This is a genomic window from Chryseobacterium sp. MIQD13 (assembly GCF_050496705.1).
In the GTDB taxonomy this organism is placed as follows: Bacteria; Bacteroidota; Bacteroidia; order Flavobacteriales; family Weeksellaceae; genus Chryseobacterium.
The window spans coordinates 1,130,910-1,156,594 of sequence record NZ_JBNWAF010000001.1; the positions used below are offsets into that span (position 1 = coordinate 1,130,910).

At 37.4% G+C, this 25,685-nt stretch carries 26 protein-coding genes and 1 riboswitch; of the genes, 13 read left to right on the forward strand and 13 right to left on the reverse strand.

Annotated features, from left to right (window positions below; translation table 11 throughout):
- The first annotated feature begins 199 nt into the window (after positions 1-199).
- Positions 200-997 carry a hypothetical protein gene (locus tag ACQWU4_RS05360; protein ID WP_429934733.1) on the forward strand — a complete coding sequence of 266 codons (798 nt, stop codon included), beginning with the start codon at positions 200-202 and terminating at the stop codon, positions 995-997.
- A gap of 52 nt (positions 998-1,049) precedes the next feature.
- A riboswitch (cobalamin riboswitch) is annotated at positions 1,050-1,228 on the forward strand.
- 116 nt (positions 1,229-1,344) lie between these two features.
- Positions 1,345-1,728, forward strand: a complete 384-nt coding sequence (locus ACQWU4_RS05365; protein ID WP_429934734.1) for an acyl-CoA thioesterase — start codon at positions 1,345-1,347, stop codon at positions 1,726-1,728.
- A 73-nt stretch (positions 1,729-1,801) separates the two neighbouring features.
- Here the strand turns inward: ACQWU4_RS05365 and ACQWU4_RS05370 are convergent, their stop codons facing one another.
- Together ACQWU4_RS05370 and ACQWU4_RS05375 are read right to left on the reverse strand one after the other, a co-directional pair.
- Positions 1,802-2,392 (reverse strand): HD domain-containing protein, encoded by a 591-nt coding sequence (locus ACQWU4_RS05370; protein ID WP_429934735.1) that lies wholly within the window; start codon positions 2,390-2,392, stop codon positions 1,802-1,804.
- Positions 2,393-2,394: 2 nt separating this feature from the next.
- On the reverse strand, positions 2,395-3,078 hold the full coding sequence (locus tag ACQWU4_RS05375) for an XAC2610-related protein (protein ID WP_429934736.1): 684 nt from the start codon (positions 3,076-3,078) through the stop codon (positions 2,395-2,397).
- Between the two features lie 302 nt (positions 3,079-3,380).
- Between ACQWU4_RS05375 and ACQWU4_RS05380 the strand changes: the two genes are divergently transcribed.
- The 5 genes from ACQWU4_RS05380 to ACQWU4_RS05400 all read left to right on the forward strand — a co-directional run bounded on the left by ACQWU4_RS05380 (position 3,381) and on the right by ACQWU4_RS05400 (position 7,996).
- A complete protein-coding gene (locus ACQWU4_RS05380) occupies positions 3,381-3,710 on the forward strand; it encodes a PadR family transcriptional regulator (protein WP_034728860.1) in 330 nt (109 codons plus the stop codon).
- An 11-nt stretch (positions 3,711-3,721) separates the two neighbouring features.
- Positions 3,722-5,437, forward strand: coding sequence for a PspC domain-containing protein (locus tag ACQWU4_RS05385; protein ID WP_429934738.1), 1,716 nt, complete (start codon positions 3,722-3,724; stop codon positions 5,435-5,437).
- A 310-nt stretch (positions 5,438-5,747) separates the two neighbouring features.
- Positions 5,748-6,350 (forward strand): 1-acyl-sn-glycerol-3-phosphate acyltransferase, encoded by a 603-nt coding sequence (locus tag ACQWU4_RS05390; RefSeq protein ID WP_429934739.1) that lies wholly within the window; start codon positions 5,748-5,750, stop codon positions 6,348-6,350.
- Between the two features lie 57 nt (positions 6,351-6,407).
- The gene (locus ACQWU4_RS05395; RefSeq protein WP_429934740.1) at positions 6,408-6,839 is read left to right on the forward strand and encodes a PaaI family thioesterase; all 432 of its coding nucleotides are present in this window, start codon (positions 6,408-6,410) and stop codon (positions 6,837-6,839) included.
- Positions 6,840-7,033: 194 nt separating this feature from the next.
- The gene (locus ACQWU4_RS05400) at positions 7,034-7,996 is read left to right on the forward strand and encodes a chorismate-binding protein (protein WP_429934742.1); all 963 of its coding nucleotides are present in this window, start codon (positions 7,034-7,036) and stop codon (positions 7,994-7,996) included.
- Positions 7,997-8,239: 243 nt separating this feature from the next.
- Here the strand turns inward: ACQWU4_RS05400 and ACQWU4_RS05405 are convergent, their stop codons facing one another.
- The 11 genes from ACQWU4_RS05405 to ACQWU4_RS05455 form a co-directional block, all read right to left on the reverse strand.
- A complete protein-coding gene (locus ACQWU4_RS05405) occupies positions 8,240-8,434 on the reverse strand; it encodes a hypothetical protein (RefSeq protein WP_111960738.1) in 195 nt (64 codons plus the stop codon).
- Between the two features lie 5 nt (positions 8,435-8,439).
- On the reverse strand, positions 8,440-9,042 hold the full coding sequence (locus ACQWU4_RS05410) for a MarC family protein (protein ID WP_429934744.1): 603 nt from the start codon (positions 9,040-9,042) through the stop codon (positions 8,440-8,442).
- A gap of 44 nt (positions 9,043-9,086) precedes the next feature.
- Positions 9,087-10,826 (reverse strand): BatD family protein, encoded by a 1,740-nt coding sequence (locus tag ACQWU4_RS05415; protein ID WP_429934746.1) that lies wholly within the window; start codon positions 10,824-10,826, stop codon positions 9,087-9,089.
- Entirely contained in the window at positions 10,826-11,575 is a 750-nt protein-coding gene (locus ACQWU4_RS05420) for a tetratricopeptide repeat protein (protein WP_429934747.1), read from the reverse strand. The genes ACQWU4_RS05415 and ACQWU4_RS05420 overlap by 1 nt, the downstream gene beginning before the upstream one ends.
- Positions 11,576-11,676: 101 nt before the next feature.
- A complete protein-coding gene (locus tag ACQWU4_RS05425; protein ID WP_429934748.1) occupies positions 11,677-12,684 on the reverse strand; it encodes a VWA domain-containing protein in 1,008 nt (335 codons plus the stop codon).
- Positions 12,684-13,676, reverse strand: a complete 993-nt coding sequence (locus ACQWU4_RS05430) for a VWA domain-containing protein (protein WP_429934749.1) — start codon at positions 13,674-13,676, stop codon at positions 12,684-12,686. The genes ACQWU4_RS05425 and ACQWU4_RS05430 overlap by 1 nt, the downstream gene beginning before the upstream one ends.
- Positions 13,669-14,565, reverse strand: coding sequence for a BatD family protein (locus tag ACQWU4_RS05435; RefSeq protein ID WP_429934751.1), 897 nt, complete (start codon positions 14,563-14,565; stop codon positions 13,669-13,671). The genes ACQWU4_RS05430 and ACQWU4_RS05435 overlap by 8 nt, the downstream gene beginning before the upstream one ends.
- A gap of 45 nt (positions 14,566-14,610) precedes the next feature.
- Positions 14,611-15,474, reverse strand: a complete 864-nt coding sequence (locus ACQWU4_RS05440; protein ID WP_429934753.1) for a DUF58 domain-containing protein — start codon at positions 15,472-15,474, stop codon at positions 14,611-14,613.
- 53 nt (positions 15,475-15,527) lie between these two features.
- Positions 15,528-15,986 (reverse strand): N-acetyltransferase family protein, encoded by a 459-nt coding sequence (locus ACQWU4_RS05445; RefSeq protein ID WP_429934755.1) that lies wholly within the window; start codon positions 15,984-15,986, stop codon positions 15,528-15,530.
- Positions 15,986-16,990: an AAA family ATPase gene (locus ACQWU4_RS05450; protein WP_429934757.1), complete on the reverse strand. Its 1,005-nt coding sequence runs from the start codon at positions 16,988-16,990 to the stop codon at positions 15,986-15,988. The genes ACQWU4_RS05445 and ACQWU4_RS05450 overlap by 1 nt, the downstream gene beginning before the upstream one ends.
- Before the next feature lie 274 nt (positions 16,991-17,264).
- A complete protein-coding gene (locus ACQWU4_RS05455) occupies positions 17,265-18,560 on the reverse strand; it encodes a hypothetical protein (RefSeq protein WP_429934759.1) in 1,296 nt (431 codons plus the stop codon).
- Positions 18,561-18,695: 135 nt separating this feature from the next.
- Here ACQWU4_RS05455 and ACQWU4_RS05460 point away from each other — a divergent pair, with 135 nt between their 5' ends.
- The 6 genes from ACQWU4_RS05460 to ACQWU4_RS05485 all read left to right on the forward strand — a co-directional run bounded on the left by ACQWU4_RS05460 (position 18,696) and on the right by ACQWU4_RS05485 (position 25,681).
- Entirely contained in the window at positions 18,696-20,033 is a 1,338-nt protein-coding gene (locus ACQWU4_RS05460; protein ID WP_429934760.1) for a peptide-N-glycosidase F-related protein, read from the forward strand.
- 212 nt (positions 20,034-20,245) lie between these two features.
- Entirely contained in the window at positions 20,246-20,719 is a 474-nt protein-coding gene (locus tag ACQWU4_RS05465; RefSeq protein WP_429934762.1) for a DinB family protein, read from the forward strand.
- Positions 20,720-20,832: 113 nt separating this feature from the next.
- Complete coding sequence (gene rlmB, locus ACQWU4_RS05470) at positions 20,833-21,582, forward strand: 23S rRNA (guanosine(2251)-2'-O)-methyltransferase RlmB (protein ID WP_429934764.1); 750 nt, start codon at positions 20,833-20,835, stop codon at positions 21,580-21,582.
- Between the two features lie 97 nt (positions 21,583-21,679).
- The gene (locus ACQWU4_RS05475; protein WP_429934766.1) at positions 21,680-22,729 is read left to right on the forward strand and encodes a DUF6263 family protein; all 1,050 of its coding nucleotides are present in this window, start codon (positions 21,680-21,682) and stop codon (positions 22,727-22,729) included.
- 152 nt (positions 22,730-22,881) lie between these two features.
- A complete protein-coding gene (locus ACQWU4_RS05480; RefSeq protein WP_429934768.1) occupies positions 22,882-23,109 on the forward strand; it encodes a hypothetical protein in 228 nt (75 codons plus the stop codon).
- Positions 23,110-23,140: 31 nt separating this feature from the next.
- Complete coding sequence (locus tag ACQWU4_RS05485) at positions 23,141-25,681, forward strand: YfhO family protein (protein ID WP_429934770.1); 2,541 nt, start codon at positions 23,141-23,143, stop codon at positions 25,679-25,681.
- Positions 25,682-25,685 lie beyond the last annotated feature (4 nt).

Here is a 25,685-nt window from a genome sequence, read left to right on the forward strand (position 1 = left end):
TAAATATAAAAAATAGCGCTGATTTTTTCAGTGCTATTTTATTTTGATTATCATTAAGCATACTGATAAAATCCAGCTGTATTTGAGTACAAGATAAACTTTTAGGGAAATATTGATAATTTTAATTAAATACAGTCCTATTTTACTGATCAGAAAAAGCATTTAATTTATATATTTGAAGGATCAAAAATTTCATAAAATGATTTCCATAAACAAAGCATTGTACCTCTCCGCTTTCAGTTTTTTTTCTCTTGCATTTGTTAAGGGACAGAATAAAGTTCCTTTCGGTGTTGTAAAGGCTGAAGAAGGCTACGCCAATGTACGTGTTCACAAGGATGACTACAGAAAAATCGTGGATAAGATCCGGATGCGCAAGGGTGATGTATTTGTTTATGTAAAGCCTGCTCCGGGAGAAACGGAATGGGTATGGATCAAATATCCTGAAAAACAGGATGATGAAAAACCTTTCGTAAGATACGAGAATCTTGAAAAAGAAGGAATGGTGAATAAAGGACGTATTGCTTTCATAGACCAGCTCCCTCAGTTCACTCCTTCAAAATCCAAGAACGGAAAGTCACTTATTTTTACAGATAACAGCAATCCTAAAATACCCACTGCCCAAAGAACCAAAGTGGTTATTGATGTTTATCCTTCCAACGCGGGCTACAGAAAGCAGGAGAAAGATGCAAACGGAAATATTCTTAGCATAGATAAAATAAAACCGTGGGGAATCAAGGATGCACTTCCTGAAGGTATGACGGAAATTAAGTCTATCAGAGTTCAACAGCCCGGAAGAGGCTCTGTTTTTGTAAGGGAAGCTATTAAAAATATGTTCCAGCCTACGATGGATTTCAATAACATCGGAGTAACTGCTCTTGATAATGACCATATCTATCTTTATATGATCAACGGTTCGGGTGAAAACAGGTACACCACTCTATGGACCATCAAGGAAGGTAAGGTAATGAGCCAGATTATTTACAATAGTCCGGAATAATTGCCTTTTTATGCTGTAATATTCTTATTTTTGCACTGAAAAAGTTTAACGCTAATTCATCACAGAAACTGGTTCTGCATAACGCAGATTAAAAGGGAACCGTGTGAAAATCACGGACTGTCGCGCAACTGTAAGTAACTGAAGTCTTTATCAAAGATCCACTGTGCAGCGCACGGGAAGGGGATAAAAGATGTTACAAGTCAGGAGACCTGCCTATTTCTTTAAACAAGAAACTTTCGCGATTTGAAGTTTATTGATCTGATGGACTGCTTCAGGAATTCCTATGGTTCCTGTTATTGTTCTGTTATTTTAATAGTATTTCATTTCGCATTAATTAATAATGAAATATGACTACAGAAGAAAGAATTGCAGCATCCGAAACCAGAATTTTTAAAGCGGTTTTCCCGAACACCACCAATCATTATGATACTCTTTTCGGAGGCACTGCCATGCAGCTGATGGATGAAGTTGCTTTTATAACAGCAACCCGTTTTGCAAGAAAAAGAGTGGTAACCGTAAGCAGCGATAAGATCGATTTCAAGAAACCTATTCCTGCCGGAACAATTGTAGAACTGATCGGAAAGGTTTCCTATGTGGGAAACACCAGTATGAAGGTGAATGTGGAAATCTATACGGAGCAAATGTACTCTTATGAAAGAGAAAGAGCTATTGTAGGTGATTTTACATTTGTGGCAATTGATGAATTTAAAAAGCCAATCAGGATTATGTAAATAAAAATAGGTTTCGGGCGGCCTGCGGCCGCCCGAAACCTATTTTACCATTGCTTTTCACAATAGAATATATTTATCTCGTTACTTTTTCAGTATCCAGGCTTCTCTTCAGCAACATTTCAAAGGCTTCTCCCATCTCATCCGACGCTCTCGTAATAGCATTTTCCAGCATATTTCTGATTTGCTTTTCAGTAACTCCGGCTTCCGTCCAGCTTTTTCCTGAGGTATGAGAGTTTAGGATAAATGGCATAATACGGTCAATAGAGCAGGCAAAAATAGCATCCGGAGTTTTTTCTTCCTCGAATTCAAGCCACAGATTAAAAAATTCTGTCTTTAAAGGTTCGTCCAGAATTCCAAAAATTTTCTGTGCTGACACTTTTTCTCTTTCAAATTTCCCTACCATTGCTTTTTCATCAAAAAGAAAGGTATCCCCCGCTTCTATTTCCACCAAGTCATGAATGGAAAGCATTCTTATTACTCTTAAAAGATCAATATCTGCACGGTTTTTAGCGTATGGATAAAGGATCTGTGCAAGAATAATGATCTGCCATGAGTGTTCAGCAGTATTTTCCCTTCTGGAATCATCAGCATTGTAGTTTCTTCTCTGTACATTTTTCAGGGCATCAACTGCCAGGATAAAATCTATTTCCTTCTGTATCTTCATTGTTAATCTTTATAATATTCGTTAATTGGATAGGTTTTAATGTTTTTTATCCATTTATCATCGATAAATTCTTTTTTGGTCACTTTTACTGTTTCACCGCCTGTTGCATCTTCTTCCAGCTCATATACTTTAAACAATCCCCGTTGCGGAACCACCGTATATTCTGTTGTAAGATGCCAGCAGCAACCTGATTTTGAATAGGTAATCAATCTTTTCCTCTCGGAATCTGTATTGAACATTCCCAGATTGTCGTGAGCCAGAGCTGTTAATTCATCACTCACGACAAATTGTTTTTTGGTGATATTAAATACATAAACATCGTAAGAAGGTCCTCCATATCCACTTTCATTTCCGTTTCTGATGGCAATATCTTCTGTTCCGTCAAAATTAAAATCATCAAAAATCAATGGGCTTTGTTCATTATATAATTGAATAATGTTTGCAGTAGGCTTTTGGTCTTCGTTCAGATAAAAGTTCAGATTATCTGAAGTTAAGGTCTGGATCTTTTTGGAAGTCTTTTTATCAAGCAATTCAACAGTTGATTTTCCACTGCATTCATTATTTTCGCAGGTCTCTACATTGATTTTCACATCGTAATTCGTTGAAGCATCTTTTAATTCAAACTGATTTTGAGCGAAATAAAAGTTTCCGAAAAGGATAATTGGGAGTAATATTTTTTGATTCATCTTAAAAGGTGTTTTGATTTTAAAATAATTTCACTGAATTCTTTCTATAAAATCTGATTCAAAAGTACAAAAATTTAAAATTTTGAACCTGATTTTAGTATAAACTCATTCAAGGCTAAATTTTGATTGAAAATTATTATTCTGATTATCAGTTATTTAAATTAAATATTTAAATAATTTCACTACTTTGTATTGCATAATACCATTTTATTTACATATCTTTGTAATGTAAAATCAGAATAGGTTCATCTAGCTAGGAACATAATTCTGAAAATATAACTAATTAACAAAACTTATTAAAGATGAATACTGAAAATACCAAAGCGCAAATGCGTAAAGGAATTCTGGAATTCTGTATTTTAAGTCTCATCAATCATCGTGAAATGTATGTTTCCGACCTTATCGATGAACTTAAAAAAGGAAAACTGGATGTAGTGGAAGGAACCCTCTATCCTCTCCTTACAAGACTGAAAAACGGCGAGTTCCTTTCCTACAGATGGGAAGAATCTACAGGAGGACCCCCAAGAAAATATTACCAGATTACAGAAAAAGGAAAGCTTTTCTTGGATGAACTTCAAAATACCTGGGCAGAGCTGACAGCGTCAGTAAACCAAATCACTCAAAAAATTTAAAAAACAAAGCTATGAACAAGACACTCTCAATAGGACTCGCAGGTTTTTCTTTTACCATAGAAGAACACGCATATATAAAGCTCAGCGATTACCTGAATGCCCTGAGAAGCTCACTGGATGCTTCAGAAGAGGAAGAGGTAATGCATGATATAGAAATAAGAATGGTAGAAATCTTCAGAGATTCTTTAGGAAAACGTGAAGTGATTAACGATACAGACGTAGAAAAAGTAATCGCACAGATCGGAACTCCTGAAAAGATCGAAGAGCAGGAAGAAGCCTATTTTTCTGAGAAAAACAGTAAAAAAACAGCTCAGTCAGGAGCAGAATATACAGATAAAAAGCAACTGTTCCGTGATCCTGAAAGACAAAAGATTGCAGGAGTATGTGCAGGACTTGCCCACTATGTAGGAATGGATATTACTGCCATGAGAGCTATCTGGGTAATTACTTTCCTGATCATGATTCCGGCTGCCGGAAGTGCTGTAGTGATTATATTTCTATACCTGATCTTATGGATCGTTTTACCGAAAGCACAAACTGCTACAGATTTCCTGAAAATGAAGGGAAAGCCTATGAACTTCGACAATCTTAAGAATGAGTCTAATAAATTGGTTCAATTTGCCAACGAATCTACTCAGAGGGTCGGAGAAATGTACAACGAATCAAAGCCTTACATCAACAATGCAGGCAGCGGGGTATGGAATATTCTGAAATACTTTATAGGAGGAATCTTTGTACTAATGGCTATCGGAAGCATCATCGGGGTATTTGTGATCCTTGGATTATTCGGGCTGGATGCAGATTTTCCAGGGGCTAATGAGATGAGATTCTATATGGATGAAAACGGCCTGGATAAAGTATTGGTAGCAATGATGGTGATCGGAAGTTTAATTCCGGCAATTATCTTCAGCTTACTGAGCATCAGAATATTTTCACCAAAAACTAAACTTAGAAATATCGGATGGGTAATCGGAGGACTGTTCCTTCTGCTGTTAGGACTTGGAACTTATTTTGGAGTAAGTATGGCTAAGAAAAACCTGATCTACAAAGGAAGTAAGGAGGATACGGAAAATGTTGCTATCAACACTACATCAGACACGCTTTATGTAGATATGAAGCAGGTGAATATTCCTCAGAATTTTACAGCTTATGATGATGATATCTATTCTGACAAAAAATCAGTCTACAAAGAAGATTACATCTATGTGGAAGTATCAAGAAAGCCTGAAGTAAAAACACCTTACCTGATCATTAAAAAAGAAGGAAACGGCTATAACGTTCCGGTTCAGATCAACGTTCCTGTGGAAATAGTAGGTAATAAAGTAATGCTTCCTAACTACATCAAGTATCCGTATGAGCACAGATTCAGACATTACAGAGTAGATTATGAGCTTGTAATTCCTCAGAATACAGTAGTGATCCCGCTGAAAAAAGACAGAATGGATTTTGACGGAGATTTAAACGGAGACGGCATCGATGATGATGATCAGGAACAGGATGAAAACGGTAAAATCAGAATAGAAAAGAATAAAATTTCTGTAAACGGTTCTACAATAGAATACAACTCTGATGACAAAGACAGCATTATCATCAACGGGAAAAAAGTTCCGAATTCCCAGGCCGATCAGGTAATTGATTCTATGAAATCCACCATCAAAAAGATGAACAAAAACGTAGATATCAAAATCAAAGACGGAAAAGACGAAATTTCCATAAAAACTAAATAATTAACTTCAGAGAGTGCAGAAGGTGTGAATGGATGGCAACCGTTTGAAATTCACACTCTTCTTCTCTCAGACAACAGAAAAAAATCATTATTTAGTTCATTATGTAAAAAAAATGTTATACATTCGTGTAGTTAAAAAATAATTAACCAAATCATTAAAAAACACCTTAACCATGGTACAAGTTGCATTAGAAATTGTAATGAAGATCGTAGATTTAATCAGCGGTTTGTTTTAAGAGCGATAATATTTCAATATATTTGTAAAGTATAACCCATTTGGTTATACTTTTTTGTTTTTAATCTAAAGATTTATGAAAAAACTGATAGGTAAACTGATGTTAAAGATGCTCGGCTGGAAAGTTATTCTGCAGGGCGATGCAAAAAGTCTGAACCGATGTATCCTTGTGGTAGCACCGCATACCCATAACATGGAATATCTGTTGGGAAATCTTGCCTACTGGTCTTTAGAAAAACCACTGAAAATCATCATCAAAGATGCCCATACAAAGGCATGGTATGGAAGTGTTGTAAAAGGACTCGGCGGCATTGGAATTGACAGAAGCCAGAAAAATGACCTGGTTAATTTCGTGGCCAGACAGTTTGAAAAAGAAGACTTCAGCCTTGTTATCACACCCGAAGGAACCAGAAGCTGGGTTCCGAAATGGAGAAAAGGATTTTATCATATGGCATTAGCGGCAAAAGTCCCAATTGTTCTGGCAGCAGGTGATTTCAAAAGAAATATTGTGTATTTAGGTTATACCATACCTTATGAAAGAATTGCTTCAGTTCCCTTTTCCGAGATCATGGAAGAAATCCAGGATTACTATGTAAAATATGACATTGTTCCAAAAATTCCTGCAAACTGGAATCCAAATATCATGGGAACCGGCAGCGAAGAAGAAGTTAAAAGTTAACAAAACTACTTTGCTCAATCGATTATCATTCATCAATTATCATTTATCACTTATAAAATGAAAGATCATACCAAAGAAGAGCTCCTTGTATTCTTAAACTCCTGGGGAAATGGGGTAACATTAGCAAAAACACTGGAAATACAATTCATCGATATTGACGTTGAAAATGAAACACTGACAGCTACAATGCCGGTACAGCCAAAAGTACACCAGCCTTTCGGGATTCTTCACGGAGGAGCAAGCTGTGTGCTGGCAGAAACTTTAGGGTCAAGCCTGTCCAATATTTTCATCGATGGTAATAAATATTATGGTGTAGGAACGAATATCAATTCCAATCATCTTAAAAGTAAAAAAGACGGGATTGTAACGGCTACTGCCCGTTTCATCAGAAAAGGAAAGACAATGCATGTTTCCGAAATTGAGATCAGGGATGAAAAAGGAGTGCTCATCAACCATACAACGATGACGAACAATATTATTCTGAAATAATTCAAAATATCAATAAAAATAAAGACTCAAATTTCTTTGAGTCTTTTTCTATTTTCCGGGAAACTTTTCATTAAAAAACAGGTCTTTAAATTTTGACATTTTTAAGACTAATAATACCTTTGCTGAAAGGAAAATCACTTTGCTAATTTCTATTGTATTTCCGGGTGATAATTTCCAAAACCGATCCACAGCTCATGATTTATTTCAAACTTCCTTTCGACGAAACTTTATATTCAACTGATCAGAAACAAAACGGGGAATCCGTCAGTTTTCACTCTTTTGATTTATTGAGGCAGATCAGTTTTGAAGGCAGTATCGTCAACGCTTCTGAGCAGTTTGAGCAGTCCATCATCACCAGCGAAGCCTTGCTGAAAGATGAAAGCTTTTTCAATGCAGAAACCAAGGAAGAATATATTGATAAGCTGTATCGGGTTATTGATATCATTAAAGATAACCATCTTCCAAAACTGGTATATTCAAGAAGGAATATTTTCCGGGAGTTTGGGCAAATAGATTTTAAAGAAAGTTTTAAAAAACTATGTGCAGCCTATCCCAATGCATTCAGGTATATTTTTAACAATGGACAAAATGCCTGGATGGGAGCTTTTTCAGAAACCCTGGGAAAATTCAATAAAACCACTCATGAGTTTGAAACCATGAGCCTTGCAGGAACACTTCCCGTATCTGAAGAATGGACGGAAAAAGAAATTGAAGAACAGAAACCGGTGACTTTCTATATTCAGGATACTCTTAAAAACTATTCAGAGAATATAGAAGTATCGGAGACATATGATCATATTTCAGGGAACATCAAACATTTGAGAACAGATTTCAAGGCTCATATTCAGCCTGAAGAACTGGACAACTTAATTAATGACCTCCATCCTACTCCTGCAGTATGTGGTATTCCGAAGGATTTCTGTCAAAAGACTATTCAGGAGCTTGAAAAATTCCCACGTGAACTGTATTCCGGCTTTATTAAAGTAGAAACGGACGAAAGTGTAATGTATTTTGTCAATCTGCGATGTGCAAAGCTTTACAAAGATTCAGTACATGTATTCGTAGGCGGCGGCATTACAGCCCAGAGCAGTCCGGAAAAGGAATGGAGGGAAACAGAGCTGAAATCGGAAGCTATTTTAAAAAATCTGGTTTTTTAGGGTCATGGCGGCTTCGAGTGCCTCAGTCACTCACAACTTTTTCCCCTTTATTTTCTATTTCTAAACCATACTAATTGGTAAAGTAATTTTACACATAATTACGGTTTGATTGAGAAAGCTCTCGAAACTACATCAAACAACTACATATGAAGTTATTGTAGGTTTCTGAAACCTTAGCTACATATACAAAAAACCTCTTTCCTGGGAAAGAGGTTTTACTATAGACAATAATGTAATTTTAAATTATTTCTTCGCTCCGATTCTGCTCCATGTATCCAGTACAAAAAGTAAAATCAGACCAAGAACTGCTGAAGCAATAGAAAATACAAACTTCAGGTTATCTTCTGATAAAAGATCCGTCTGCCAGTCCAATGCATAAAGATTGATGGCAATGAAAACGATAAACACAACTAGAAATACTTTATAAAACTTCTGCATGATTCTTAAAAATTAATATAGTTTTGCACCAATTGGGCAAAGTTAGCGGTGAATAATTTTATTGAAATCGCCAAAAGGATAATCCCGAAAACCTTCTGAAGAATAGACAGGGTAGCCTCCCCCATTTTGTTTTCCAGCCACTTCGCCGATTTCAGCACCAAATATACGAAAATTGTATTGAGAACAATTCCTAAAATAATATTAATATCATGAAATTCAGCTCTAAGGGATAAAGTTGTCGTCAAAGTTCCCGCTCCCGCAACCAGCGGAAATGCAATAGGAACAATGGATGCAGCCTTTGCTTCGGTTGTTTTATTGATCTCAATACCCAGAATCATTTCAATGGCTATGATAAAAATCACAAAAGCTCCTGCAATAGCAAAGGAATTGACATCTACTCCGATAAGTTTAAGAATCTTATTTCCTACGAAAAGAAAAACAATCATGATCGCTCCGGCAGTAATAGAGGCTTTCCCAGCTTCTATCTGTCCGAACTTCTGCTGAAGACCTACCACAATAGGGACAGAACCGATAATATCGATTACAGCAAAAAGAACCATAAAGCAGGTAACGATTTCTTTAATAGAAAAATCATTGAGTATTTCCATCTCTTTGTAATTAAAAATTTCGCAAAAATATGAAAAAAAATTGATTATTTGATAATCCGTGAATACAAATTAACAACTGCTTTTAAAAGCTCGTCCATCCCTTCTGCCGATTTCAGAGGTGAGTACTTCTCCATTTGAATTCTCTGTGACAGATTTCTATATTCTTCGGCAACGGAAGATCCTTTATAACTTTCCAAAAATGCTTTGAAATCCTGTGAAGAGCTTTGGAAATACTGCTTTCTAACATCAGCATCCATCTCTTCCAGGGTTTCAAAAAACTTTTGATAATCTCCATTATCTTTAAGATTTTCCAAATAGCTGAAATAATCGTTGATATCCGTTTTCAGTGTCTCTCTGATCTGCTTTTCTGTTTCAGCTACAGAGCCAAGCGGCTTCGGAGATGCGGTTTCTTTAACTAACGCTCGTCTTTTTTGCCATGTCTTGAATAACAGATACATAATAAACAACCCGACAAGAATAGAAATATTGGTTAAAAGAATATTCCAGTGGAATTTACTTTTTTCCTTTACTTTAAACGTTGTTGTCTTCAGAACAGGCGTATCAACCGTTTCCAGAAGTGTATTGGTATATTCATTTACCTTTTCAACCGTTGTACGGGACTCAAGGATCTGGTCATGGGAAAATGCATTAAGGGCAAGGGTTTTCTGGCCAAGATCTACATATTCGCGACTTGCAGGATCAAAGAATGCAAACTGCTCGGTCTGAATTGAAATAGCCCCTGCTTTTTTAGGTATGATAACATAATTAGCAGAAATCTCTCCTTTCATTCCAGTAGTTCCGGGAGCCACTTTGGAGGTAACTTTAGGGGCAAAAACCTCATAGTCGGGGGATGAAATGATCTTCGGAAGGTGCATATCCGGAAGATTTCCCTCTCCTGAAACTTTTACAATAACGTTGATTGGTTTTTCAACCTCTATCTTATCTTTTGATGCGTTATAAACGTTCACATTGAAATTGCCTACTGCATTTTTAAAATGCTCAGGCGATCCTTCAGGAAGTTTTTTTACATTAAGTTTTATCTTATTCGAAAGAATTTTGTTTTTATTGGCATAAGAACTTACTGATGCCGATACGGAAGGAACCTCAACATATCCTGCCTCATTAGGAAACACCATAAATACTGCCACAATCTGTGAAGCCATATTTCCGGCGCCCGAAGGATCAATCTCCGACTTTGTAAGACTTATAGGATGTACATTAATATTATCCTGATGTGGAAGACGGACATCTTTCACCTTTCTGAAATTGTCCATATTTTTGGAATATACCCTCAATACAGCCACAGTAGGCTGATCCTGATAAACCTCACGGTCTTCTATCTCCATATTCAGATAGACTTCACCGGAATTGTTGCTGGCAAGAGACCTTCTTTCAATAACATCTTTGATGTTAACATCAAAAGGTTCTGTCTTATAGATTTTATTATTTACCGTTACCAGTACAGAACCGATCTTGATTTTACCTCTTTTTTTCGGCTCAAGGGCTATTCTGGATATTTTCTGGGTAACAAGTGTATTGGTTGCAGGATCAATTAAAGTATTGGTCATTGATCCGCTTCCTATAATGTTGAATTTTGAAAGGTCGGGAAGCTGAAAACGGGTCTGAGGTTCAAGATCAATACCATTAAGCTCCAGAACAATGGTAAGGTTTACAATATCTTTTCCGTTGTATTCGGATTTATCAGATTCCATAAACAGATTTACCTGTCCGTAAGAAATTACGGATGCAAATAGGAATAATATGTAAATCAGTTTCTGCTGCATCACCAATCTTTTTCGTTGCTCTGCGGCGTCGAATAAGAGTTCTTATTTAAGATTCTTCTGGCGGTTTCTTTTTCTTTTTCGCTTACTTTATCTAATATGGCATTCTCAAGGTTCTTTGGCATTTTTCCTTCATTGTCAGGATTTTGCTTAGGAGTATCACCCTGTTCGCTTTTCCCTTCATTCTGCTGGCCATTACCCTGATCCTGCTTTTGATCTTTTTGATCTCCTTTCTGATCATCATTTTTATTCTGATCATTTCCTCCGCCGCCTTTTCCTGAATTGTTCTGTTCGTTTTTCTGCTGCTGCTGTTTTTCTTTTTCTTTCAGCTTGGCAATTTCATAATTCTTTCTCGTTGCTTCATTATAAGGGTCCTGCTTCAGGGCTTGCTTATAATAATCGGCTGCTTTTTCCGGCTGGTTCATCTGCATATATGAATTGCCCAGATTATGAAGAGCTGCCGTTTTATCGGGCAGTGTCTGGGAAAGCTTTTGTGCTTTGTCAAATTCTGCCTTGGCTTCTTCATATTTTTTACTTTTATACAATGCATTCCCCAGATTATAATGAGCTGTAAAATCTTTTTCATTTGTTTTTACGGCTTCCATATACTTCGAGGATGCTCCATCATAGTCTTTACCATTAAATTTCTGATTACCTTCATAAACCAGAGTTCTATAGTTTTCCTGCCCAAACATTATGCCTGAGAAAGAAAAAGCAATAAGAAACGATAAAAAAATGATTTTAGTATTCATCACCTGCAAAATTATTCCTTTATATGTTAATAAACAGACTTCTATTTGTTAAAGTTCGGTTAAAGTACTTATTTAAAATCTTGATAAACAAAGTATAAAAACTAAATATTGAAATCTTTTTTCGGGTTCAAGATATAAATTAAAAAGAAAAAGAAAATAGAAACTATTAAAAAATATTGGTAGTAATGATTGGCATTCTGAGATTTCACCAAAGTCTGCGCGGAAGAAGACTTTCTGTTCACGGCGTCAATAATCTTATCCGCAGCTTCATTGACGTTATTTCCATCTATATAATCCCCTCCTGTAGATCCTGCCATTTTTTTAAGTGCTTCCGTCTGTCTCTTGGAAATTACCGTTCCGCCGTCTATATCGGTTTTATAGCCCATAAGCTGTCCGAAAACATATTCCGGAACAGGAGCTCCTTCATCAGTTCCTATTCCTACAGAGGTTATGGAGATCCCTTCTTTATTGGCTAATCGTATAGCAGCATTGTCATTTCCTTCATTATCTTCCCCATCACTCAACAAAATGACTTTTCTTGAACCTTTGCTGACATTTTTAAATTTCTCTGCTGCAGCCTGCATTCCTTTCAGGAAATCCGTCCCCTGAATCTTCATAGAGCTCGTTTCCACAGCACCTACATACGTTTCAGCAGAACCGTAATCTGTTGTAAGCGGCATAATAGAAATTGCCTCCCCGGCAAAAATTACGATACCGATCTTATCATTTTTCATCTTCTGCATCACACCTGTCATCAGGTTTTTTGCTTCCGCAAGACGGCTGGGATCAATATCTTCAGCATTCATGGAATTGGAAACATCAAGCATAAAGATCACATTATTAAGCCTCTGGTTGGTTTTCACTTCCTCGGAACCATTCAGTAAATCGATAATCGAAAATATAAGGAAAAGCGTTCCCAAAAGATATAAGGCCGGAAAGAATTTCGTAAATCCGGATTTTTTTTCAAATAAGCTGTCATGAAACCTGCTGTCTGCAAAGATCTCTCTCCTTTTATTTTTCCATCTCAAAAAACGGATCAGAAAGAAAGACAGCAGCGGCAGAAGCAGCAGCAAAAATAAATACCAGTAATTTCCTAACGACCAATTCATCAGCTTAAAAATTTATATAATACCCATCGCAGCAGTGCATCAAAAACCAGCATTCCCAATGCGATCCAAAGGAAAATTTTAAAATATTCATCATAATTATACAGCTTGGAAACCTTGATATCCGTTTTCTCCAGCTGGTTGATCTCATCATAAATTTCTTCCAGACTGCTGTTGGAAGTCGCTCTGAAATATTTCCCGCCTGTAACCTGTGCCACTTCTCTCAAAGTATTTTCATCAATGGTCACCGCAGTTTCCGTAAAGATCAGCTCTCCAAAAATGTCCTGTGAAGTAGGCATTAATGCGAAACCATTCGTACCTATCCCGATGGAATATACTTTTATATTATTATTCTTGGCCAGTTCTGCCGCAAGCTGGGGAGGAATAGCATTCTGAATATTGCTTACTCCATCCGTCATCAGGATCACTACCTTACTTTTAGCCTTGCTTTTAATCAAATGATTTACAGCAACAGAAAGTCCTTCACCAATAGCTGTTCCCGGCTCAAGGCCAGCAGAATTAAGGTTTTTTATTTCATCAATGACAACCTGATGATCCGAAGTTACCGGTACTTTAGTAAATGCTTCTGCTGCATAGGCTACAACTCCTATCCTGTCATTAGGGCGCTTCTGGACAAATTTTACAGCAATATCTTTCAGTGCAGTAATACGGTCCGGAGTAAGGTCTTTGGCAAGCATACTCAGGGAAACGTCTATGGAAAGCATAATATCTACACCTTTGGTATCGTCTCTGTCCTGGGAAACGGTAAAAGTTCTCGGTCTGGCCATCGCAATGATCAGCGCAGAAAGAATAATATATTTTGAGAGTTTCAGGAGAAAAAGCACAGCACGGATTCCTCCACTGTCATCCATATTCCGGACAGTAGGAACTTTGATACCTTTCTTCCGCTTTCCTCCCGCATCTTTAATAAAAAGAGGAATAAACAGCAGAAAAAGCAGCAGGAACCACGGACTGTAAAATTCAAAATTAAACATCCTTTCTTAAATTTTCAAATTCTAAATCTTTTGATGATCTCTTCACAAAATCCCGGATATCTGCAAAATCTTTTTCCATAGTAATCTGATCAGGGAAAGTTTTGGCAAATTTCACCAGATCGCCTCTTAAAAATACATCTTCCACTGTTTTTTCGTTTTCAACGGAAATGGTATTGTTCTTTTTCATGACATCAATAAGGTCATCGGTAAGAAGAACATCTGCCGGAAGATGGTACTGTTTGGCAATGAATTTTCTGGATATGTCTATTAACTCAACATAGAATGAACGGAAATCTCCTTCTTCAATGTATTTTTTCTTTTTTAAGGAATCCAGCTCCTTCAAAGTCTGATTAGTGGCAACAGCAGGTGAATTTTTTGATTTCCGGCCCCATTTGATAAACATAATGACTGCAATAATCAAGGCTATAACCGCTAAAGCAGCCAGAATATAGAATTTATAGAGTTCCCAGTAGTCTTTTGTTTCAAGCTTTACCTCCTTATTGTTCATGATGTCATTGATCTGGTCCCCTTTTTGGGCTGTATTGACCACATCAATTTCGTAAGGAATGGTTTTTAAAATCTTTCCGCCTACATTAAATTCCAACTCGGGAATAGTGAATTTTCCTTCTTCATAGACTGAAAATTCAATTTTTCTTTCATAGGAATTCTGGTTTTGCCCGATACTGTCTTTAATTTCTTCGAAATGAAAAGGCAGTAATTCATTTTTAGGGGCAGCACTTACCTTCAGATCCTGAACATTGTCTATTTTAATTACCAAACGGTTGACTTCGCCCAAAGCAAGGGTTTTCTTTTCCAGATTGGAAGAAAGGATCTGTGAAAAGGCATTTCCACAGATTAAAAAAGAAAGTATGAGTAGTATTTTTTTCAATTTCAAATATTGTAATTGCGGCCGGAGCCTTCATTTATTTTAGATTTACTTTTTCTGAAAATAATTATACAGCATTTTAGAATAATCCGCGCCGGTATTGATATTCATAAAACTGGCCGAGCTGGTGGCAAAATCTTCTTCCAGAGCACGGACTTTCTGTTTCTGCGCTTCAGCAAATGTATATCTCCATCTTGCATTGGAGGTATTCGCCCAGACTTCTTTTCCTGTTTCAGCATCATACAAGAGCGCATAGCCTACATCGGGAATTTCATTATCTTTTTCATCATAAATCCTCATGCCCAGCAGCTGATGTTTTTTTGAAGCTACTCTAAGCATTTTGGAGTCATAATCATCTTCAAAATCTGAAAACAGGAAAACAAGTGATTTCCTTTTGAAAATCCCCATCATATATTCCATTGCCTTATCAATTTTTGATACAGCCGGAACATAATCTGCCGTGAGAATATTGCTTATAATGGAAAGAATATGTTTTCTGCCTTTCTGGGGCGGAATTACTTTATATACTTTATCTGCAAAAAGAATCAAACCTACTTTATCATTATTTCCGGCAGCTGAAAATCCAAGACTGGCAGCAATTTCTGCTACATATTCCCTTTTAAGCTGACCTTTGGTTCCATAATCCATAGAAGCGGAAATATCTACAAGGATCATCATCGTCAGTTCTCTTTCCTCTTCCATTACTTTTACGAACGGTTCACGGAAACGGGCTGTTTTGTTCCAGTCGATTCTTCGGATCTCATCTCCAAACTGATACGGACGGACTTCAGAGAATGTCATTCCCTGTCCTTTAAAAGCGCTGTGATATTGTCCCATAAGCGAAGCTTCCGTCTTTTTTCGGGTACGGATCTCTATCTGCTTTACTTTTTTTACAATATCTTTTATTTCCATAAATGTGCGTATTGGTCAGATTCGAATTGCATCATACTTCCATCTTCTAACTTCTAATTTTTCAGTTCAATTGAAACATTCAGCCATTCATTATCAAATTTCGGGCTGTATTTCTTATAAAAATTAATGGCAGGTTCATTCCAGTTCAATACCTGAAAAACCATTCCGCTGTACCGGTTTGATTTTCCGTATTCCAAAGTGGCATCAAACAAAAGTTTTCCGATCTGTTTTCCTCTCATTCTTTCGGTCACTACAAGATCTTCAAGATACAGTCTTCGTCCCTTCCAGGTCGAAAATCTGTCATAATATAAAGAAATTCCTACAATTTCACTGTTAAGTTCGGCAACAAAAGCTCCCCAAACCGGAGATTTTCCGAAGCCGTCTTCTGTAAATTCATCCAAAGTGATCGTCACTTCATGAAGTGCCTTTTCATATTCTGCCAGTTCTCTGATCAGCTCCAGCATTGGAGCACAATCTTCCTGAACAGCTTTTCTGATTATAACTTCACTCATTACGGTGCCTGAATTTTTGCCAAAATCCTGTTAACGATCTCCTCTGCTGAAATTTCTTCTGCTTCCGCCTCAAAAGTAAGACCAATTCTGTGTCTCAATACATCCTGAGCCAGTGCTTTTACATCTTCAGGAATTACAAAGGCTCTCCCTTTCAGGAACGCATAGGTTCTGGAGGCAATGGCAAGGTTGATGGATGCTCTTGGAGAAGCTCCGAACCCGATATAATTCTTAAGTTCAGAAAGTCCGTAGTTTTCAGGATAACGGGTTGCAAAAACCATATCCAGAATATATTTTTCGATCTTTTCATCGAGGTAGATCTGGTTGATGAGTTCTTTAGCATCCACAATATCCTGTAACGATATCACAGGTTTTATGACAGGCTGGTGAGATGTGGAAACCATTCTCATTACCGTCCTTTCATCTTCAAAATTAGGATAATCTATTTTGCATTTCAGCATAAAACGGTCGCTCTGGGCCTCAGGCAATAGATAGGTTCCTTCCTGATCGATCGGGTTTTGGGTAGCCAGTACCAGAAATGGTTTTGGAAGCTTCATCGTTTCATCACCAATTGTCACCTGCTTTTCCTGCATTACTTCAAGCAATGCCGATTGTACTTTTGCCGGTGCACGGTTGATCTCATCTGCCAATACAAAATTTGCAAAAACAGGGCCTTTTTTTATTGAAAAATCGTTGTCTTTGATATTGAAGATCATTGTTCCCACTACATCTGCAGGAAGCAGATCGGGGGTAAACTGTATTCTGGAAAACTCTCCGTGAACAGCTTCTGCCAGAGTTTTGATCGCTAAGGTTTTTGCCAGTCCCGGCACACCTTCCAGAAGGACGTGTCCGTTCCCCAAAAGACCTACCAAAAGGCGGTCTATCATATATTCCTGGCCAATAATCGCTTTATTAATTTCCTGTCTCAGAAGGGAAAATAAGTAATTCTTTTCTTTTACTTTTTCCGTCAACTGGCGGATATCTTCAGCTTGATAGGTATCTGACATAACTTTAATTAAAATAGGTGGTAAATTTCTGATAAATACTGGCATTAATCAACATAATGAATGCCATTTTAGAGTTAAAGTTTGTTAAATATTCCTTTATTGGCAATGTATCCACATAATGGATTCAGAGTTTCTTATACAAAATCAATTATCAGACAGGAAGTTCTGGTAAATATTTCTTTAAAAACAATTTGTAAAACCATTTATCTAGCTGACATATCTCACCCGATAATAATTTTAATTATCATCTATGATATTACAGAGTATTTACAGACTAAAGTTTAGTAATGGTGATGCTGAAAACATTTTCCGGCATATCTGTCGTTTCTTCGTAGGCACCGACGTTTATAAAGTATTCAGTTCCTGCTGCGGTTGTGAATGTATAGGTTTCCGCAGCCCCTCCGCCACCGTTATCTACTGCACTTACACATGTCAAGCTGCTGCATGCACCACTATATATATCCATCTGAGGATCATAGGTACTGCCCGCAGGCATTGTTATTTTAACGGTAAACTGGCCTCCATCTCCAGTGAATTTAAACCAGGTTCCATCATTCATTGCATCAGGACATGTGGTGATAAACCCGCCATTGTTGGTCGCAGATATAGCATCACTCTGGGTATAAGTATAAGGAAAAGCCGTCGCCGCCAAAGCCCCTGAACATGCATCATTGACTGGTACAGGAGGAATGGTACTGAAGGCTATATCTGCACAGCTGGAAGATTCAAGATTTCCTGTAACGGAAGTAATTCTCAGATAATAATTGGTATTCGGACTAAGGGGAGATGACGGAGTAAAGTCTGTAGCAGTTACTGTCTGCTGATTGATAACATCAGTTCCTCCGGCGGTGGTTCCCAATGAAACCTTATAGGAATCTGCTCCTGAAACAGGAAGCCATTTGAAAGTTGGACTTAAAGAAACAAATTGTGCATTATTAGCAGGATAATTAATAAAAGGACATGCAGGGGTAGATTTAGGTGTTAATCCTGAAATTGTAACTGCCGATTTGTAATCTGCTCTTATTCCACCAGGCGGGGTTGCAGGATCTACAACAGCACGATCTCCTTTGTAATAAAGTGTTGAATATGGAATATGCGGATAAACCCGGAAAGCTTCATCAAAATTATTAATGTCAATGCTTTGGGAATTTTCTTTTGCTGCAATCACTAAATTATCAGTGTTATTATAAGCAAATGGTGTTGCAAATGTAACTTCAACTTTATTATTGGTTTTAGTAACAGTACCAGCAAATACCTGGGTCAGCTGTGAAGCAGGAATCCAGTCGGTACCGGAAGTGAATGTTGTCTTTGTGGTATGCCCGATATAAACAGTCCAGTCTGAAGAATCATTGATCGTAGCAGAAGGATCTACGTAAAATGTAAGACCTGTAATATTTCCTGCAGCTGTTGCATTCAGTTCCTGTTTGGGATAAATCTGCTGAACATATGAATATGAAAAAAAACTACTTATGGGTGCCGTTCCTACATTTGTGCTTCCAGTGTTTAAACTGATCTGGGCATTAAGCATAAAAGCTATCGATAACAAAGATAAAAGTAGAATTTTTTTCATTGTTGATTAATTAATATTGAACATTGCGCTAATTTAATTATAAAATTTTAATTTTTCAAACAAACGTGAATTTTTATAAGAAATTTTATTATTTTTGAATGAATATTTAATACATTCACAGTAAACACCGACCATATGTATCAAAAGCTATTTTTTCTAAGCATTCTTTTTACAGGTTTTTTCCAGGCGCAGACCACAAACAGAATGAATTTAATTTCAGATGCAGTTTATTATGACGGTTACGCCGCCACAGTTTCCGATCCTGTACCTGCAGGACTTACCAGACTCTCCAATACCAGATACACAAGAAAACTTACGGATGCCGAGCTGAATTCCTTTAAGGCAAAGATTGCCATGAGAGTGACCATAGGTGCTCTGTGCGACAACTATGACCGTCTTGGAAGTGTTTATCTGGCTATGGTCCCTAAAAATCAACCGGCCTATACAATGAACGATGCCAATGTGAAAAGAATTGAGGTTGGAAGATACATTACTCCGTTTATGAGTAAAAACCGAACACCTACAGAAGTTCCTTACAGCTATGACTTAAGTAATTTATACAGTGTATTTCATGACACAGCTTTACGTACCACCTACGATATGTATATGGAACTGGATGTTTTTGGAGTTCCTTATGCAGCACAGACACAAGTTGCAGGTTGCTCGGGTAGGATTGATGTATTTTCCGGAAACCTGACTTTCTTTTCAACAGATGCAGGAGCAACTCCAAGCGATTATAATACACTTGTCCCTATATTAAGCTACAACAGATTAAATAATTACAACAGTACTGATGTTACAGGTGAAACCGTAAGAATTGTCAGTTTTAATCTTCCTAATGCTGTTACCAATGCGCGTTTTTTTGTTATATCTACCCCTCATGGTGCCAACAGTGGTGGTGAAGAGTACATAAGAAGACAAAATTACACCTATATAGATGATGTACAGATGCTCACCTACACTCCCGGAGGGATTTCCTGTGAACCATTCAGGGTATACAATACTCAAGGTAACGGAATCTACGGAGCTACTCCGAAATCATTGACAGAATGGACTTCATGGAACAACTGGTGTCCCGGTAATTCAGTTCCGATCAGAGGATTTAGCATGCCTGGTATTGCTGCCGGAAATCATACTCTGAAACACACCATCCCAACCGCAGTTTTTAACCAACAACAGGGAGATGTGTATTTATCCGTTTATATGCAGGGGAAAAGCAATGCAGCTTTGGATGTAAAGGATATTAAAACTGTAGATGTAAGCATATATCCCAACCCTACTTCCGATTTTGTTAATATAAGATCAAAGTCTGATGTAGCTTCAATAAGCCTTTTCAGCATAGACGGAAAAAAATTATCTGAAAATCATGGGGAAAACAGAATTGATATTTCATCTTACAGCCCGGGAGTTTATTTTCTGAATATTGCCCTGAAAGACGGAATAACATTCAAACATAAGATCATCAAAAAATAAAAAGCAACCTATTCAGATCAGTTGAATCTGAAAAAAACAATAAAGAGCTCCTTTGAATACTTTTCAGAGGAGCTTTTTTTATATTTTATCAAAAAAGCATAACAATTAACATCTTTTTTCAGGATTTAAGAACATTTAATTCAATCCCTTACCCAAAAAATTGTCACTTCCAGTTTATTAGACTATTTTTGGTGATTAAAAATTTTTGTAAAATGAATTATCATTTTCAAGCACACAGACAAGTAAGAAAGAACCTTTTAAGTATTCTGCAGAACACTTCCCATGAAGAGCTTCTGCTGATTCCTGACGGTTTCAACAATAATATGTACTGGAATATTGCCCATACGGTTGCCACCCAGCAGCTTCTGCATTATTACCTGAGCGGAAATCCCTTCAGAATTGACAAATATTGGATCGAAACCTACAAAAAAGGGACTCTTCCCAACCTGAATGTACAAAAATCCGAAGTGGAAGATCTGGAGTTTTTACTCACTGAAACTTCAAAGATTTTGATGAAGGATTATGACAGCGACTTCTTTTCAGACTATACTCCGTATACCACAAGTTTCGGAATGGATCTGAAAAGTATCCAGGATGCCATTATCTTCAATAACATGCATGAAAGTCTTCACTACGGCTATATCATGGCACAGAAAAGAGCAATACTGGGTGAAATTGGAAGATAGAAAACTTTGCTTCGTAAGTCAATGACCAAGTGTGAATTTTGCATATATCCGGATTGATTTACAGAATAAAGTTTACCACTGACCATTCACCACATAATTTATAATAAATTTCAATGAAAGACGATTTTATTTTCGGGCTGCGTCCCGTAATTGAAGCAATAGAAGCGGGAAAAACGATTGACAAGATCTTTGTGCAGAATGCACTTCAAGGTCCTATTTATGCTGAGCTGAAAACGATTTTAGCCAAAAATAAAATACGTCCCAACTACGTTCCGATTGAAAAGCTGAACCGTTTTACAAGAAAAAACCATCAGGGTGTGGTTGCTTTTATTTCAGATGTTCCGTTTCACAGGGTGGAAGATCTTGTTCCTCAACTGTTTGAAGAGGGTAAAACACCTTTCTTACTGATCCTGGACAGACTTACGGATGTGAGAAACTTCGGGGCTATCTGCAGAACGGCAGAATGTGTAGGAGTAGATGCCATTATTCTTCCTGAAAAAGGGGCTGCACCGATCAATTCTGATGCTATCAAAACATCCGCAGGAGCTCTTTACAATATCAAGATCTGCAAGGAACCTAATCTTGCTCATGCTGTAGATTTCCTTCAGCAAAGCGGTATTTCGGTTTTTGCCGCCACAGAAAAGGCTCAGAAACTGATCTATGATGTGAACTTTACAGAACCTTGCGCCATCGTAATGGGGAATGAAGAGACAGGAATTTCTAAGGAAGTAATGCATCATTCGGACGAAAAAATAAAACTTCCTATTGAGGGAAAAACCCAGTCGTTAAACGTTTCTGTAGCTTGTGGAGCAATCCTTTATGAAGCAGTAAGACAGAAACTTGTAGCAGCTCCAAATCTTTAATTAATCTCAACATAAGTATTTTATCGTAGTGTTTTATGGTATCGTTATTGATGCACAGAACAGAATATCAGTAAAATTTAAACTTAAAAAAAATCAAATGAAAAACGTAGCAGCATTAATGCTTATCTCATCTATAGCCCTTGTATCTTGTAAAAAAGAAACGGCAACCATCACTAAAGTAGATCCTAAAACAGGAAAAACAGTTACTGTAGAAGTTCCTGCCGATTCTGTAGCTAAAGTGGCGGAAAACCCTGCAATTAAAGACTCTGCAGGAGTTTTCACCCAGACATTTAAGCTGGAAAAAGGAAAAACTTACCCTCTTACTACTTACCAGAGAGATGTAAAAACGATGGAAGATCCTCAGGGAAAAACAATCACGGCTACCAGCGAATCTACAGATGAAATGAGTTTCACGGTGAATGACATCAAAGGGAATGTATATGATATGACCCTTAATCTTGTGGCTAAAAGAAACTCACAAAGTGCACAGGGCAAAACAGTAATCGTAGACACCAAGCTGGCTATTCCGAAAGAGGATGACCTTAAGATGATCTGGAATATCAACAAAGCACTTACCGGCAACAAGCTTAACATGAAAATGGATACTAAAGGAAATGTAGTTTCTATTACAGGTTTTGATGCTGTTTATACCAAAGTTACTGCAGCTGTAGGAACACTTATAAAAGATGCTAACCAGAAAGCAAGCGTTGTAGCCAGTCTTAAGGAAACTTTCAACGAAAAGGTACTGAAAGACCAGCTTAACAAAAATCTAACGATTATTCCTAAAAAAGGAGTGAAAATCGGTGAAAAATGGACTACTTCTGAAAATGCCGATCCAAGCGGAAGCATTAAGGTAACATCAAATTATGTATTAAAAAGCGTAGGAAACGGAGCTGCAGAAATCTCTGTAACAGGTGGAATTCCTAAAAAAACTGAAAAGAAAACACAGGGACCTATCACACACAGTCTTAGCAGCGAACTTGCCCAGAACGGGACCATTAAGTTTGACCAAAGTACGGGATGGATCACCAACCAGAACATTGATGTAAAAACAACACAGATTGAGACTATTTCAGACGGAAAACAGTCACAGTCTATGAAAAGTACATCGAAATCTTCTGTAATGGTAAATCCTTCTTCGAAATAATTGAATTAAAAGAGTTTCAGAGTTAGTGTCTCGGAGGGTTAGAGAGTTGGAGTGCTTTAGAGTTTTTGAGTGAAATACTGCTCATTAATTTGCAACAGGCAACCCAAGACCAATAACTGTGAACGGGAAACTTTGAATTTAAATTAAAAATTATGAAGTACATTCTTGAGTTAGTACTCTCAGCCATTATTATTTTCTTTGTCTGGAATATTCTGAAAAGGATTTTCTTTAAAACTTTTTATAGTTACAGATTTGATAACAATAAAGACAATAATAAACAGCAGGATATACACAACTCTAATAAGAATAATCAGAACCTCAACTGGGACGCAGAAACAGTTGAATATGAAGAGGTAAAAGAAAGTAAGGACAAAAGGTAAAAATTCCAAGAAATAAAAGATAATAACCCACATGGCTAAAAATAAAAACTTAATTTATATTGCAATTTCATTAGTTGTATTTATAGTTTTAGCATTTTTATACTCCACCCCTGTTTTTTCAGGGAAACAGCTTTTTCAGCACGATATCGTACAGTACAGAGGAGGCGCAAAAGAGCTTCTGGACTACAGAGCAGATACCGGAAACGAAACCTACTGGAGTGATTCCATGTTTGGCGGAATGCCGACTTATCAGATGGGAAGCCAGTTTAAAGGCGACATCATCAAAAAGATAGACAGTAATCTGAATTTTCTGCCAAGACCCGTTAATTATCTTTTCCTTCTTTTTGCAGGATTCTTTTTCCTTGGAATGGTTGCCGTCAGAAACTGGAAATACGCCTTACTGGGAGCCACTTTCTTCGGCTTATCCACTTATTTTTATATTATTATAGCAGCTGGACATAATGGTAAAGTAAATACCATTGAGTATTTCGCACCGCTTCTTGCCGGGATTTTATTGGTTTATATCAGAAAAAGCTATATCTGGGGATTCATTACCACTACCCTGTTTATGGGACTTCAGATTGCAGCCAACCACCCGCAGATGACCTATTACCTGTTTCTGGCTTTAGGATTTTTATTCCTCTCTGAGTTGATAAGAGCGATCCAGAAAAAGACTCCTATGAAACATTTTCTTATTTCGTCAGGAATCATTGCGGCTTCTTGCGTGATTGGTGTTGGAATGAATTCACAAAGAATCATGGCCAATTCCGAATACATCAAAGAAACCGTACGTGGAAAACAGATTTTGACGAATGACAGTCATACTTCAGGAGAATCAGGACTGGATAAAACAAGTATCCTGATGTGGAGCTACGGAAAACTGGAAACACTGAATCTTTTCATTCCAAGACTGATGGGTGGCGGAAGCCAGGAACCGGAAGCCAAAGAAATGATGAACAGGGTTCAGGAGCTTATCCAGGAAAATGTAGGCTCACAGGCTGAAATGGACAGGATTTCCAAAGGATTTAATGGGGTTACCTACTGGGGAGACCAGCCGGGAACTTCGGGACCAGCTTATCAGGGTGCTGTGGTATGTTTTCTTGCCTTATTAGGATTCTTCTTTGCATGGAAAAAATACCGTTACTGGATTCTGGGAGCTTCCATTCTGACTGTTTTACTGGCTTGGGGAAGCAATTTTATGCCACTATCCGACTTCTTTATCGACTATGTGCCTTTTTACAGTAAATTCAGAGCACCATCTTCTATATTGGTAGTCGTAGAATTATTATTCCCTCTGATTGCTGTTATCGGAATTTACAGATTCTTTACGGACGAAAAATTAACTGAAGAATACAAAAAGAAAATTCTTACCTATGTAAGCGGAGGAACTTTGGGACTTCTGCTGATCCTTCTTATTTTCGGAAAATCATTGCTTGGTTTTTATACAGAAGGTGAAAAAACATATTTCCCGCCTTTCCTTCTGGATTATCTTACCGGTGAAAGATTCAAACTATTCAGAATTGATGCTATTAAGGCATTGATTTATGTGGCTATAACAGCAGCTGTTCTTTTCATGAGCATGAAAAAGAAACTGAGCCAGAATATTGCTTTGATCATCATTGGAGCTGTAAGCTTGTTTGATCTCTGGACTGTAAACAAACGTTATCTGAATGATGAAAATTATGTAGATAAGGTTTTTGCTGAAAATCCGTTCCAGACAGAAAGCTCAGAGCTTCTGGCAGAAAAAGTTCAGGGAAATCCAAATTTAGAATCTATTTTAGCTAATGCCAACGTTAATAAAACGCTTGAAACCATCGCTGAAAGAGACAAAACCCACTACAGAATTTTCAATAATATTTTAGGAACATTCAGCGAAACGAATACTTCTTATTTCAAATCTTCAATCGGAGGTTACCATGCCGTAAAACTGAGAAGATACGATGATGTGATCAATGAATATTTCCAGGTAATGGATTCGGTCAAAGTACCAAATATCCTTAATCTGCTTAATGCAAAGTATTGGGTTATGGGCGGACCGGAACAGCCACAGGCTATGCCAAATGCAAAAGCGAACGGAAATGCATGGTTTGTAAGCGACCTGAAATTCGTAAATACACCGGATGAGGAAATCAAATCCATCGGGGTGATCGACAGTAAGAAAACTGCAGTTATTGCATCATCAGACAAATCATATTTCAGCAGTAAACCTGTTCAGGCAGATCCTACGTCATTTATCAATCTAACGAAATATCAGCCAAACGAGCTTGAATTTAAATCCCAGTCTAAAACACCCCAGCTGGCTGTATTTTCTGAGATCTATTATCCTCATGGCTGGAAAATGTTCGTAGACGAAAAAGAAGTGCCTTACATCAAAGCGGATTATCTTCTGCGCGCCGTACACGTTCCTGCAGGAAACCATAACATCAGAATGGTGTTTGAACCTGAAGTGATTGAAAAAGGTAAATGGCTGTCGCTTTTATGCTTCGGGTTATTTATTGTGCTGAGTGCATTCGGAATTTTCTGGATGAATAAAAATAAGAAAAAAGAACAGCCTGTTGAGAAAACGGCTTAATATT